Source organism: Kitasatospora sp. MAA4, from assembly GCF_029893355.1.
In the GTDB taxonomy this organism is placed as follows: Bacteria; Actinomycetota; Actinomycetes; order Streptomycetales; family Streptomycetaceae; genus Kitasatospora.
This window is the reverse complement of sequence record NZ_JARZAI010000013.1, coordinates 1-12,921: the sequence shown is the minus strand read 5'-3', so window position 1 is coordinate 12,921 and position 12,921 is coordinate 1. Positions and strand designations below refer to the sequence as shown.

The window sequence follows — 12,921 nt, the reverse complement described above, 5'->3', positions numbered from 1 at the left end:
ACACCGGACCTCTGCAAGGACAGCGGACCTGGGTGTTGCATATATCAAACACTGGGGGGCATGCTGTTAGTGCGCCATAGCACCGAGGAGGACATTGCATGGTCAGCCCAGGTCGTCACCAGAAGTCGGCCGTCGCCGCCGCGCTCGACAAGGCGAAAGGCGCCGGGTTCGAGGTGCGACCGGACAAGAACGGTCACCGCTGGGGGTGGGTGATCTGCTGCGGCTGTCATGGTTCTTTCAAGGTCGCCGGCACCCCCCGAGATCCCGATACCGAAGCGAAGAAGATCTTGCAGTTCGTCAGCAGGCACTCGAACTGCTGAATCATCGAATCGCCGGCACGACCGCGCGGGGAGAGCCCCCGCGCACCCACCGAAACGACCAAAAGGACCGCGACATGGCTGTTTGGAGCTTCACTCTCGTACTCAACCGAGCCATGACCGACGCCGATCACGACACCTTCGATCACCTGGACGAGTTCGCCGACGGCGACGTGAGTACCGAGGATTTTGCGGACGGACGGCCGACCGAGCTGATCTGCGACCCGGTGGAAGCCCCGACGCTGGTGGAAGCTGTCGCCGACGTGGCACGCCGTATCCGGCTCATCCCGGGTCTGCGCGCTGTCGCCGCCCGGCACGACGACATGGTGACCCTTGGGGAGGCCGCCCAGCGCTCCGGCCGCACCCGCACCAGTCTGGATCTCCTCGCCTCCGGCAAGCGAGGCCCTGGCGGATTCCCGGCGCCGGAGTGGACGACGCCAGGGACGAGCTTCTACTCATGGGCGAAGATCACCGCCTTCCTCGTCAGCCTCGGTGACGAGGTCGAGGAGACGAGCCTGGAGATCGTCCTCGCGGATTCCCTGCTACGGGTCGCGCATGAGGTGGAGAACCGGAAGGTCCACGTGACCGTCGAGGTTCTCGCCGACCTTGGCCTTCCTGTCGCCGTGTGAGCGCCACAAGCACGATGGTCCTCGTCTCCTCGGTCGGAGAGGTAGTAGTGGAGTTTTGGGACATCTGATCTAGTCCGCAGGACCTACGTCCACCCCGCCGCCGGCCCGAGGCACCCTGCCTCGGGCCGGCGGTACCGTGAGGGCATGGCGACCAAGGACGAACCGCTGACCGGGCTCTGCCTGGGCGACCTGGAGGCCGTCAGCGTGGCGGTGCTGGCGATGAGCGGGCACCTGGAGGTCCGCGAGGTGCTGCGCCGGATCACCGCCTCCGCGCGGACCCTGCTCGGCGCCGAGTACGCCGCGCTCGGGGTGCCCGACGACCACGGCGGTTTCGCACAGTTCGTCGTGGACGGCGTCACCGACGAGCAGTGGCAGGCGATCGGCCCGCTGCCCCGCCAGCACGGCGTGCTGGCCACCATGCTGCACGAGCTGGAGCCGACCCGGCTCGCCGACGTCCGCAAGGCCCCCGCGTTCGGCGGCTGGCCCGAGGCGCACCCGGACATGAGCGACTTCCTCGGGATGCCGATCGTGGACGACGAGGAGATCCTCGGCGCGATCTTCCTGGCCAACAAGGACGGCGGCTTCACCGACTACGACGAGGCACTGCTGCGGATCCTGGCCGCGCACGCCTCGATAGCGCTGCGCAACGCCCAGCTCTACGAGCGCAGCCGCGAACTCACCCTGGCCGGCGAGCGCGCCCGGATCGCCCACGACCTGCACGACGCGGTCGCGCAGAAGCTCTTCTCGCTGCGGCTGACCGCCAAGGCGGCCGCCACCCTGGTCGACCGCGACCCGGTCCGAGCCCGCGCCGAACTCGCCGAGGTGGCCCGGCTCGCCGCCGAGGCCGCCGACGAACTGCGCGCCGTGGTCGTGGAGTTGCGCCCGGCCGCGCTGGACGAGGACGGTCTGGTGGCCACCCTCGCCTCGCAGGTCCAGGTGCTGGACCGGGCGCACGCCGCCACCGTCGACTTCGACGCCGACGGCGTGCGCACCCTGCCGCCCGCTCAGGAGGCCGCCGTCCTGCGGGTGGCCCAGGAGGCGTTGCACAACGCGCTGCGGCACGCCGGCGCGGCCCGGGTGGCGGTCACCCTGCGCGGCACCGCCGGCCGCGGCGCCGTTCTGCGGGTCACCGACGACGGCCGCGGCTTCGACCCGGAGGGCGTCCGCCGCGAGGGCCGGCACCTGGGCCTGGTCTCCATGCGCGACCGGGCGCAGACCGTCGGCGGCAGCCTCACCCTCACCTCGGCCCCCGGCCGCGGGACCGTCATCGAGCTGGAGGTTCCCGGTGCCTGACACCCGTCCACTGATCCGTGTCCTGCTGGTGGACGACCACCAGGTGGTCCGCCGGGGCCTGCGCACCTTCCTGGAGGTGCAGGACGACATCGAGGTGGTCGGCGAGGCGGCGGACGGCGCCGAGGGCGTGGCCAGGGCTCAGGAACTCGCCCCCGACGTGGTCCTGATGGACCTCAAGATGCCCGGCGTGGACGGCATCGAGGCGCTGCGCCGGCTCAAGGACGAGGGCAACCCGGCCCGGGTCCTGATCGTCACCAGCTTCACCGAGCACCGCACGGTCGTCCCCGCGCTGCGGGCCGGCGCCGCCGGGTACGTCTACAAGGACGTCGACCCCGAGGCGCTGGCCGGCGCGATCCGCTCGGTGCACGCCGGGCACGTGCTGCTCCAGCCCGAGCTGGCCGGCACCCTGCTGGCCGAGGACGCCCCGCACGTCCCGCAGGGCCGCGGCGGGATCCTGACGGAACGTGAGCGCGAGGTGCTCGGCTACCTCGCCGACGGCCGCTCCAACCGGGAGATCGCCCGCAGTCTCCTGCTGTCCGAAAAGACCGTAAAAACGCACGTATCAAATATTTTGATGAAGCTGGACCTGGCCGACCGCACCCAGGCCGCGCTCTGGGCGGTCCGCAACGGCGAGGCATAGGGCCTGCCCTAGTCCCGCCGCTCGTCCACCAGCGCGTTGTACGCCGCCACCTGCGCCCGGCGGGTGGTGCGCCGCAGGGGCGCCAGCGCCGCCGTGCGGGCGGCCATCTCCGAGGCGCTGACCGCGGCGCCGTGCCCGCCCGCCGCGATCGCCAGCAGCGCCGCGACCTGGCGCGCCGACTCCAGCACCCGCACCGCGCGCGGCGGGTAGCCGGGCGCCAGCAGCTCGCGGTGCCCGCGCCGGCGGAACCGGTCCAGTTCGCGCAGCGCGTCGGGCCCGGCGCCGGCCACGTCCAGGCGGGTCAGCAGCGCGGTCGCCTCGTAGAGCCCCTCGGCCAGCTCGCGCTCGGCCTCGTGCAGCGAGGGAACGTCGGCCGGCGGCCCGTCCTGGACCTCCAGACAGCGCCACAGCACGGTGGTCGACTGGTCCCCGGGCGGTCCGTGCACGTCCACCTGCGGCACCAGGCCGACCGGCAGCCCGACCGCGACCACCGCCTCGCCCGCGGCCAGCGCCGCGTGGTTGAACGCGGCCGGACCGGTCAGCCCGAGCGGATGCCCCTCGACCGGCAGCGCCAGCCGCAGGCCGGTGGCGCCCAGCACCCGCAGCCGTCCCAGCGCCCAGCTGAGCCCGTGCAGATCGCCCGGGGCGTCGCCCGGAAGCCCGGTCACCCGGTGCAGTTCGTCGGTCCCCACCACCTCCTCCACGACGTGGTCCGGGGGCGAGAAACCGGCCAGCAGGGAGTTGCCCCACGCGGCGAGTCGTCCGGAGCGGGGCTCTTGATAGGGATTGTCGGCAGGAGTCACACGCATCGGGCCAGCCTACGGACAATCGGGTCACCTGGGTGGCGTAGGTTTGCCCTGTGCTGCGCGAGAAGCCGCGCTCTCTCCCTGCCTATCCGGCCGGTGGAGCGGGCGGCCCGCCCGCACCGACTTGTCGACACGAGTGGACCGCACCCCGAGGACCCCGACGCGCCGGAGCCTCGGACGTCCGCATTCTGCATTGGGGAAGGCGTAGGCATGACTGACGTGCTGGAGCTGGTGGACGTATCCGTGGTCCGGGAAGGGCGCGCGCTGATCAGCGACATCTCCTGGTCGATCGCCGAGGGCGAGCGCTGGGTGATCCTGGGCCCCAACGGCGCGGGAAAGACCACGCTCCTGCAGGTCGCCGCCAGCTACCTCTACCCGACCAGCGGCACGGTCGCGGTGCTCGGCGAGAAGCTCGGCTCGGTGGACGTGTTCGAGCTGCGCCAGCGGATCGGCCTGGCCGGCGCCTCGATGCTGGACCGCGTGCCGCGCGAGCAGACCGTGCTGAAGACCGTCCTCACCGCCGCCTACGGCATGACCGCCACCTGGCAGGAGACCTACGAGACGCAGGACGAGTCGCGTGCGCTGGCCCTGCTGGACCGGCTCGGCATGCGCGGCTACGAGGAGCGCACCTTCGGCACGCTCTCCGAGGGCGAGCGCAAGCGCACCCTGATCGCCCGCGGCCTGATGACCGACCCGGAGCTGCTGCTGCTCGACGAGCCCGCGGCCGGTCTGGACCTCGGCGGCCGCGAGGACCTGGTCCGCCGCCTCGGCGCGCTGGCCCAGGACGAGTACGCCCCCTCGATGGCGATGGTCACCCACCACGTCGAGGAGATCGCGCCCGGCTTCACCCACGTCCTGATGATCCGTCAGGGCAAGGTGCTGGCCGCCGGCCCGATCGACACCGAACTGACCGCCCGCAACCTCTCGCTCTGCTTCGGCCTGCCGCTGACCCTGGAGCGGCACGGCGACCGCTGGTCCGCCCAGGGCCTGCCGCTCGGCTAGGGGTTGGGCAAGTCGGGCGAGGATGCCCGGTTTTGGCCCCACTGCCTGCGGGAAGCCACCACACCTGAGCATGTTTCCTCCCTAGGATGGGATCTGTGGACAGTTGGGTGTGGTGGCTGCTGGTCGCCGTGGGGCTGGGGCTGCCACTGGCGGTGACGTCGCTGCCGGAGTTCGGGATGTTCGCGGTCGGCGCCGCCGTCGCCGCGGCGGTCGCCGGGCTCGGGGCCGACGTGGTCTGGCAGTTCGTCACCTTCATCGCGATCTCGGTCGCCATGCTGGTGCTGGTGCGCCCGATCGCCTACCGGCAGCTCCGCAAGGGCCCGCAGGTTCGGATGGGCATCGAGGCGCTCCAGGGCGCCACCGCGATCGTGCAGGAACGGGTGGACGGGGGAGCGGAGGGCCGGATCAAGCTCAACGGCGAGATCTGGTCGGCGAGGGCGCTGCACCCGGAGCGCGTGTACGAGCCGGGCCAGCAGGTGGATGTCGTTGAAATCCAGGGCGCGACAGCCCTGGTCGTCTAGGGGAGAGACCGTGGAACCCGTCCTCATCGTGCTGGTCGTTCTGGTCGTGGTGGCCTTCATCGCACTGATCAGGACGATCCAGGTGATCCCGCAGGCCAGCGCCGCGATCGTCGAGCGCTTCGGCCGCTACACCCGCACCCTCAACGCGGGACTGAACATCGTGGTGCCGTTCATCGACACCGTGCGCAACCGGATCGACCTGCGCGAGCAGGTGGTCCCCTTCCCGCCGCAGCCGGTGATCACCCAGGACAACCTGGTGGTCAACATCGACACGGTCATCTACTACCAGGTGACGGACGCCCGGGCCGCGACGTACGAGGTCGCCAGCTACATCCAGGCGATCGAGCAGCTCACCGTCACCACGCTGCGCAACATCATCGGCTCGATGGACCTGGAGTCGACGCTGACCTCCCGTGAGGTCATCAACGCCGGTCTGCGCGGGGTGCTGGACGAGGCCACCGGCAAGTGGGGCATCCGGGTCAACCGCGTCGAGCTCAAGGCGATCGAGCCGCCGACCTCCATCCAGGACTCGATGGAGAAGCAGATGCGCGCGGACCGCGACAAGCGCGCCGCCATCCTCACCGCCGAGGGCGCCCGGCAGGCGGCGATCCTGCGTGCCGAGGGCGAGAAGCAGGCCGACGTGCTGCGCGCCGAGGGTGAGGCGCAGGCCGCGGTGCTGCGCGCCGACGGTGAGGCGGCGGCGATCCGGACGGTCTTCGAGGCCATCCACGATGGTGACGCGGACCAGAAGCTGCTCGCCTACCAGTACCTGCAGACGCTCCCCGAGTTGGCCAAGGGCGACTCCAACAAGCTCTGGATCATCCCGAGCGAGGTCGGCGACGCGCTCAAGGGCCTCGGCGGCGCCTTCGGTGGGCTCAACGGCGGCAACCAGGTCCCGCCGCCCCCGGCCGCCGCCCCGACCGTCCCGGCCCCCGGCCCCCGGCCGCTGGACACCGACGACAAGGGTGCGGCCCGCCCCCGGGTGAACCCGATCCGCGAGTACCCCACGCTCGACAAGGAGTAGTTCCCGCCGCCCGCTGCCCGGTCCGCTCCCACATCCTGGAACATCCGGGAATGGGCTGGGCAGCCAGCCCCGCCGTCCGGCATGATCGCGAGCGCCGCTACCCGAGACCGGGAGTGGACACGCGAAACGGTTGGGGCAGTTCATGAACGTCTGGGAAGGGCTCGCGGTCTTCGCCGCCGGAGCCGGTGCGGGAACCATCAACGTGATCGTCGGGTCGGGCACCCTGATCACCTTTCCGGTGCTGCTGGCCTTCGGCCTGCCGCCGGTCACCGCCAACGTCTCCAACACCCTGGGCCTGGTGCCCGGTTCGGTCAGCGGCGCGATCGGCTACCGGCGCGAACTGGCCGACCAGCGCGCCCGGTTGATCCGGCTCGGCAGCGCCTCGCTGCTCGGCGGCCTGCTCGGCGCCTACCTGCTCACCAAGCTGCCGAGCAGCGCCTTCGCGGCGATCGTGCCGGTGCTGATCCTGCTGGCGCTGGTGCTGGTGGTCCTCCAGCCCCGGGTGGCCCGGGCCGTCGCCGCCCGCGGCGGCGCGCCCGCCAACCCCGACGGCAGCCCGGCGCTGATCGCCGGCGTCTTCCTCACCGGCATCTACGGCGGCTACTTCGGGGCCGCCCAGGGCGTTTTGCTGCTCGCACTGATGGGCATGTTGCTGCGCGACGAGATGCAGCGGATGAACGCGGCGAAGAACGTGCTCGCGCTCCTGGTCAACGGCGTCGCCGCGGTGTTCTTCGTGTTCACCGCCACGATCGACTGGACAGCGGTGCTGCTCATCGCGACCGGTTCGGCGCTCGGTGGGCTGCTCGGCGCCAAGGTGGGCCGCCAACTGCGGCCGACGGCGCTGCGCGCGGTCATCGTGGTGATCGGCCTGGTCGCGGTCGTCAAACTACTGCTCAGCTGACTGGAGGACCGGATGGCCCTGGAGATGCGACCCGTCTGCGAACGCTGCCAGGCGAAGACCGGGTGGAGCGACGACGCCCGGATATGCTCCTACGAATGCACCTTCTGTCCGGAATGTGCCGACTCGATGGCCTCGACCTGCCCCAACTGCGGGGGCGGGCTGGTGGTTCGGCCGCACCGGGCGGAGACCGTCTGACGCGATGGAGTTGAGCGATGAGCAGCAGGCCCAGCCGCCTCACCGAGGACCAGATCACCGCCGGGCTGGCCGGCCTGCCGGGGTGGCGGCGCGAAGGCGCCGTCATCACCCGGACCGCCGACGCGGCCGACTTCCCGGCGGCGATCCGCACGGTGGTGGAGGTTGCTGAGGTGGCCGAGGAGATGGACCACCACCCCGACATCGACATCCGCTGGCGCACCCTGACCTTCGCCCTCTCCACCCACAGCGAAGGCGGCCTGACCAGCCTCGATCTCCAGCTGGCAGCCCGGATCGACGAGTTGCTGGCGCGGCACGCCTGAGCGCGCTGCCTGAGCGCTCGTCAGCGGCCCGGTCCCGGCCAGGGGCCGGGCCGCTGCGGCCGACGTGAGATGCTGGCGGTCGCAGCACGCAGTCGGGACGGACGGAACGTATGGCTCAGGACCCTCCCCCAGCCTTCGGCCAGGGGTACCCCCATGGCAGCGACGGGCAGGAGCCCGCCGGGTACGAGTACCAGCAGGCCTGGTACCCCCAGCAGCCGCAGACCCAGCCGGAACCCTACGGTGACGGGCAGTACCAGCAGCAGCCGTGGCAGTGGCAGGACGACCAGTCGCAGCAGCAGCATGTGCAGCAGCCCGAGCCCGTGTACCAGGCGGGCTACTACGCGCCGTACCCGGGCGACACGCAGCCGGAGACCGGCTACGACCCGATCCCGCAGCCCCTGGCCGTCGAGGACCCGACCGCGCCCGTCGATGAGCCTGCCGATGAGCCTGTCGATGCGCCGGAGACCTCCGACCCGTCCCCCCGCCGCGCGGCGCGCTCCCGCAGCGCCGGTGCTGCCTCCACGTCCGGTTCCGTGCTCGACCGGGCCAAGGCGGCCGCCGGCGCGGTGCTCTCGTCCGAGCAGACCCCGGCCAAGCGCACGCTGCTGATCCGTACCGCCGCCGGCATCGCGGCACTCGGGGTGCTGGTGACGGCGGGCTTCGTCGCCACCCGGCCGCACTCCTCGGCCAACGCGGCCGCCGCCCCCACCGACACCGGCTTCGCGATCGCGCACAACAAGGTCTGGGCCGCCCAGCCGGCCGCCGCTGCCCAGCCGGGCGCGGACGACACCCTGATCGGCAGCTGGCTGCTGTCCGACGCGTTGGTTCGGGCCGACAGCAGCGGCGTACACGCGTACGACCTGGCGTCCGGCAAGCCGACCTGGAGCGTCGCCGCGCCCGCCGCCGGCGCCGTCCCCTGCGGGCTGTCGCCCACCGTCAACGCGGCTGGCCTCGGCGGCGTGCTGTTCCGGACGGCGGCGGACCCCAACAGCCCGTGCACCCAGCTGTCGGTGGTCGATTCCAAGACCGGCAAGACCGCCTGGACCAAGTCCCTCTCCGGTGCCACCGGCCCCTATGCCGCCCATGTCGCGGTCACCGACGACAAGGTCGTCGCGGTCGGCGACGACAAGGCGATCGCCTGGGCCGCCGCGGACGGCAAGGACGCCTGGCAGTACACCGGCCAGGGCAAGTTCTGCTCGCTCTCCGGCAGCGCGTCCGGCGCCACCGTGCTGGTGCACAGCAGCTGCGCGGACAGTACGCCGGCCGACCAGGCGGTGGCACTGTCGGTCTCCGAGGGCAAGGTGCTCTGGTGGCGCGGGCTCAACAACTCGCCGAAGACCGTCACCGTGCTGTCGGCCGAACCGGCCGTCGTGCTCACCACGGGGGACAAACCCACCGACGCCCGGGTGTTCGGCTGGGGACCCACCGGAGATCCGGCCGGCGAGATCCCGGTGGCGGCCGGCGGCGGGCGGCTGGACGTGGCGCACGGCAGCTTCGACGCGGTGCCCGGGGTGTTCTTCCAGGGCCACACGATGACCACCACCCTGCTGCCCGACGGCACCGGCCCGGCCGTGGTCGCCTCGTACGACCTCAGCACCGGCAAGCAGCTCTGGCAGACCCCGGTGAGCGAGAAGGGCGCGGTCAGCGCGGTCGGCATCGACAACGGCGCGCTGGTGCTGGCCGCCGACGAACGGGTCGGCCAGCCCGCCCACCTCAGCCGGTTCGCGCTGACGAACGGCCAGGAGGACGTCGGCGGCGGTTTCCCGCCCGACACCGGCTCGCTGCTCGGCTCCGGCCGGGTGCTGACCGGCGGCGGCAAGGTGATCGCGGTGCCCACGCACTCCACGACCTTCGGCCTCGCCACCGCCTACCAGGCCAAGGGCTGACCCGCGCCCTACGCGGCCGCCGGCTGCGGCAGCCAGGCGGCCAGCTCGCCGGCGTCCGCGGCCCGCAGGCCGAGCGCCAGCATCAGTGAGGCCTCCGGAGTCGGCTCGAACGGGCGCCGCAGCAGGAGCATGCCGGCCTGCTCGGGCGTCCGGTCCGCCTTGCGCTGGTTGTCGGCGGCGCAGGCGGCCACGGTGTTCAGCCAGCTGTCGGCGCCGCCGCGCGACTTGGGCTGCACGTGGTCCACGGTGGTCGCCCGCCGTCCGCAGTAGGCGCACAGGTGCTGGTCGCGGGCCAGCACACCCCGCCGCGACCAGGGGGCCCGTTGTCGGAACGGCACCCTGACGTACCGCCGCAGCCTGATCACCCGGGGCACCGGGATCGCCAGCCCGGTGGCCCGCACCATGCGCAGCGGATGCGCCTGCTCGACCACGGCCTTCTCCTGGAGCACCAGTACCACCGCGCGCTGCAGTGACACGGTCGACATCGGCTCGTAGCTCGCGTTCAGAACCAGCGTGTTGCGCATCCCGGCCACCTCCCAGACCACTCCCGCCACGCGGCGGACCCGTCCACTGTGGACGGCGGACCCTGGGCGGGACAACGGGATTTCGGACGCTCCCGGTTGTCGGCGGCCCCCGCTACGCTCGCGCTGTGCCGATCTCCAGTGCTCCGCTGCCCCACGCGTTCTTCGACCGTCCGGCGCCCCTGGTCGCGCCCGAACTGCTCGGCAGGGTCCTGAGCTGCACCCTCCCGGAGGGGACGGTCGAGCTGCGGATCACCGAGGTCGAGGCGTACCAGGGCGACGACCCGGCCTCGCACTCCTACCGGGGCCGGACCGCGCGCAACGCCGCGATGTTCGGCCCGCCGGGTCACGCCTACGTGTACTTCACCTACGGCATGCACTTCTGCGTGAACCTGGTCTGCGGTCCGGGCCTGGCTCCGAGCGGCGTCCTGCTGCGGGCCGGTGAGATCACCGCCGGCCTGGAGCTCGCCCGCAAGCGGCGCGCGACCAGCCGTACCGACAGCGACCTGGCCCAGGGGCCGGCCCGCCTCACCGTCGCGCTCGGGATCGACCGCGCCCAGGACGGCGTGGACCTGCACGGGCCGGTGCTGCGCCTGCTGCCCGGCAGCCCGCCGCCCACCGAACTGGTCCGCAGCGGCCCGCGCACCGGCGTCGCGCTCGGCGCCGACACCCCCTGGCGCTTCTGGACCGAGGGCGACCCCACGGTCAGCCCGTACCGCGCGCACACACCCCGCCGGGGCTGAGCCGGGGCTAAACCGCTGGCGCGAACCGCGTACCCTCGGACAGATTGGATAGCAGAGCCGGGCCGCCTCCGACGCGGCCCGACCGGACCGAGGAGAACAGTGACCGTGACGGACATCGTCGACGAGCTGCGGTGGCGTGGGCTGATCGCCCTTTCCACCGACGAGGACGCATTGCGCAAGGCGTTCGCGGACGGCCCGGTCACGTTCTATTGCGGCTTCGACCCGACCGCGCCGAGCCTGCACCTGGGCAACCTGGTGCAGATCCTCACGATGCGCCGGATCCAGCAGGCGGGGAACCTCCCGCTGGGCCTGGTCGGCGGCGCCACCGGCCTGATCGGGGACCCCAAGCCCACCGCCGAGCGCGTGCTCAACGACCGCGAGACTGTCGGTGCCTGGGTCGAGCGGGTGGGCGCCCAGGTCGAGCGCTACCTGGACTTCGAGGGCCCGTACGCCGCGCGGATGGTCAACAACCTCGACTGGACCTCCGAGCTCTCGGCGATCGACCTGCTGCGCGACATCGGCAAGTACTTCCGGGTCAACAGCATGATGGCCAAGGAGGCGGTGGCCCGCCGGCTGAACTCCGACGCCGGGATCAGCTACACCGAGTTCAGCTACCAGGTCCTCCAGGGCAACGACTTCCTGGAGCTCTACCGCCGCTACGGCTGCACCCTGCAGACCGGTGGCAGCGACCAGTGGGGCAACCTCACGGCCGGCACGGACCTGATCCGCAAGGCCGAGGGCAAGTCGGCGCACGCGCTGGCCGTCCCGCTGCTGGTGAAGGCCGACGGCACCAAGTTCGGCAAGACGGAGACCGGGACGGTCTGGCTCGACCCCGAGCTGACCACCCCGTACGCCTTCTACCAGTTCTGGCTCAACACCAGCGACGCGGACGTCTCCAACTTCCTGCGGGTCTTCAGCTTCCGCTCGAAGCAGGAGATCGAGGAGTTGGAGCGGGACAGCGCCGAGCGCCCTGCCGGCCGGATCGGCCAGCGCGCCCTGGCGGAGGAGCTCACCACGCTGGTGCACGGCGCCGACCAGTACGAGCGCGCGGTGGCCGCCTCCAAGGCCCTCTTCGGCCAGGGCGACCTGGGCGACCTGGACGCCGCGACGCTGGCCTCGGCGCTGGCCGAGGTGCCGACGGCGACGGTGACCGAGCTGGCCCCGATCGCCGACCTGCTGGTCGCCGTGGGTCTGTCCGCCAGCCGCTCGGCAGCCCGCCGGACGCTGAAGGAGGGCGGCGCGTACCTCAACAACGCGAAGGTCGCGGACGAGGACGCGGTGCCGGCGTCGGCCGACCTGCTGCACGGTCGCTGGCTGGTCCTGCGCCGCGGTAAGCGCAACCTGGCAGCGGTGGAGTTGCAGGCGAGCTGATGTTCTCTCACGGCCGCCGACGACGGTGATTATCCGTCAGGTGGCTGGAAATCGCCAGCCGTTGAGCTGGGAGTACGTCCCCGAGGGGCCAGATCCGGTCAGATCTGGCCCCTCGGTGTTTGACGGAGCCGTCTGACTGGCCTAGTGTTGGACGAGTCGCCTGAACCGGTCGGACGGAAGGGGCAGCTGAGAAGCTGGCCCGAACCAACCGGAGCGACCATCACATTTACCGAATTAACCACGTCGCTTCTCTGTCTTTTATTGCATTGACTCGACATGGTCCGGACCTGGTCCGGAAATACGGTAGAGTGGCGGTCGCCGCAGAAATGGCGGACCTGGTCAGCCAGGAAGTCGGAAAAGGCAGTCAGCCGGATCTGATAAGCTGAATGAAGAACGAAACGAAGTACTGAACGAAACACTCGGAGAGCTTGCGAGAGCAGCTCGAAGAAAGTGTCCGTTCCTTGAGAACTCAACAGCGTGCCAAAAGTCAACGCCAGATATGTTGACATCCCCGGCCTCGATCTCTGATCGGGGTTGGAGATTCCTTTTGAAGTAAGACACAGCGAGGACGCAGTGCACGTGACCGCCCTATTCCGGTGGTTGTCGTGCCGCTCAACGCGGGTGTTTCGCCGGCCCTATTAAATGTTGGGGCCGAGTAGACATTCACGGAGAGTTTGATCCTGGCTCAGGACGAACGCTGGCGGCGTGCTTAACACATGCAAGTCGAACGATGAAGCCTTCGGGTGGATTAG

General features: G+C 71.1%; 15 protein-coding genes and 1 rRNA gene. 14 read left to right on the top strand and 2 right to left on the bottom strand.

All coding sequences use genetic code 11. The features are described 5' to 3' along the window. Positions 1–98: 98 nt before the first annotated feature. From P3T37_RS18460 to P3T37_RS18445, 4 genes are all read left to right on the top strand, one after another. On the top strand, positions 99–320 hold the full coding sequence (locus P3T37_RS18460) for a hypothetical protein (protein WP_280724803.1): 222 nt from the start codon (positions 99–101) through the stop codon (positions 318–320). Between the two features lie 113 nt (positions 321–433). Further along, positions 434–946 carry a hypothetical protein gene (locus P3T37_RS18455; protein ID WP_280724802.1) on the top strand — a complete coding sequence of 171 codons (513 nt, stop codon included), beginning with the start codon at positions 434–436 and terminating at the stop codon, positions 944–946. Positions 947–1,090: 144 nt separating this feature from the next. After that, a complete protein-coding gene (locus tag P3T37_RS18450; RefSeq protein ID WP_280724801.1) occupies positions 1,091–2,239 on the top strand; it encodes a GAF domain-containing sensor histidine kinase in 1,149 nt (382 codons plus the stop codon). Further along, on the top strand, positions 2,232–2,879 hold the full coding sequence (locus P3T37_RS18445; RefSeq protein ID WP_280724799.1) for a response regulator transcription factor: 648 nt from the start codon (positions 2,232–2,234) through the stop codon (positions 2,877–2,879). The genes P3T37_RS18450 and P3T37_RS18445 overlap by 8 nt, the downstream gene beginning before the upstream one ends. Before the next feature lie 8 nt (positions 2,880–2,887). Here P3T37_RS18445 and P3T37_RS18440 read toward each other — a convergent pair whose 3' ends face one another. Continuing rightward, a complete protein-coding gene (locus P3T37_RS18440) occupies positions 2,888–3,688 on the bottom strand; it encodes a hypothetical protein (RefSeq protein WP_280724798.1) in 801 nt (266 codons plus the stop codon). A gap of 207 nt (positions 3,689–3,895) precedes the next feature. Between P3T37_RS18440 and P3T37_RS18435 the strand changes: the two genes are divergently transcribed. From P3T37_RS18435 to P3T37_RS18405, 7 genes are all read left to right on the top strand, one after another. Continuing rightward, on the top strand, positions 3,896–4,687 hold the full coding sequence (locus tag P3T37_RS18435; RefSeq protein WP_280724797.1) for an ABC transporter ATP-binding protein: 792 nt from the start codon (positions 3,896–3,898) through the stop codon (positions 4,685–4,687). Between the two features lie 86 nt (positions 4,688–4,773). Beyond that, on the top strand, positions 4,774–5,208 hold the full coding sequence (locus tag P3T37_RS18430; protein WP_280724796.1) for an NfeD family protein: 435 nt from the start codon (positions 4,774–4,776) through the stop codon (positions 5,206–5,208). A 10-nt stretch (positions 5,209–5,218) separates the two neighbouring features. Then, positions 5,219–6,232 carry an SPFH domain-containing protein gene (locus P3T37_RS18425; RefSeq protein ID WP_280724795.1) on the top strand — a complete coding sequence of 338 codons (1,014 nt, stop codon included), beginning with the start codon at positions 5,219–5,221 and terminating at the stop codon, positions 6,230–6,232. A 142-nt stretch (positions 6,233–6,374) separates the two neighbouring features. Then, positions 6,375–7,133 carry a sulfite exporter TauE/SafE family protein gene (locus P3T37_RS18420; RefSeq protein ID WP_280724794.1) on the top strand — a complete coding sequence of 253 codons (759 nt, stop codon included), beginning with the start codon at positions 6,375–6,377 and terminating at the stop codon, positions 7,131–7,133. Positions 7,134–7,145: 12 nt separating this feature from the next. Then, positions 7,146–7,328, top strand: coding sequence for a DUF1272 domain-containing protein (locus P3T37_RS18415; RefSeq protein ID WP_280724793.1), 183 nt, complete (start codon positions 7,146–7,148; stop codon positions 7,326–7,328). Between the two features lie 17 nt (positions 7,329–7,345). Continuing rightward, positions 7,346–7,648, top strand: coding sequence for a 4a-hydroxytetrahydrobiopterin dehydratase (locus P3T37_RS18410; RefSeq protein ID WP_280724792.1), 303 nt, complete (start codon positions 7,346–7,348; stop codon positions 7,646–7,648). A 110-nt stretch (positions 7,649–7,758) separates the two neighbouring features. Beyond that, a complete protein-coding gene (locus P3T37_RS18405) occupies positions 7,759–9,534 on the top strand; it encodes a PQQ-binding-like beta-propeller repeat protein (protein WP_280724791.1) in 1,776 nt (591 codons plus the stop codon). Between the two features lie 8 nt (positions 9,535–9,542). Here the strand turns inward: P3T37_RS18405 and P3T37_RS18400 are convergent, their stop codons facing one another. Continuing rightward, complete coding sequence (locus P3T37_RS18400) at positions 9,543–10,058, bottom strand: HNH endonuclease (protein ID WP_280724790.1); 516 nt, start codon at positions 10,056–10,058, stop codon at positions 9,543–9,545. Between the two features lie 131 nt (positions 10,059–10,189). Here P3T37_RS18400 and P3T37_RS18395 point away from each other — a divergent pair, with 131 nt between their 5' ends. From P3T37_RS18395 to P3T37_RS18385, 3 genes are all read left to right on the top strand, one after another. Next, the gene (locus P3T37_RS18395) at positions 10,190–10,798 is read left to right on the top strand and encodes a DNA-3-methyladenine glycosylase (RefSeq protein WP_280724995.1); all 609 of its coding nucleotides are present in this window, start codon (positions 10,190–10,192) and stop codon (positions 10,796–10,798) included. A gap of 105 nt (positions 10,799–10,903) precedes the next feature. Continuing rightward, the gene (gene tyrS, locus P3T37_RS18390) at positions 10,904–12,169 is read left to right on the top strand and encodes a tyrosine--tRNA ligase (protein ID WP_280724789.1); all 1,266 of its coding nucleotides are present in this window, start codon (positions 10,904–10,906) and stop codon (positions 12,167–12,169) included. A 662-nt stretch (positions 12,170–12,831) separates the two neighbouring features. After that, positions 12,832–12,921, top strand: a 16S ribosomal RNA gene (locus P3T37_RS18385); the annotation flags it as partial.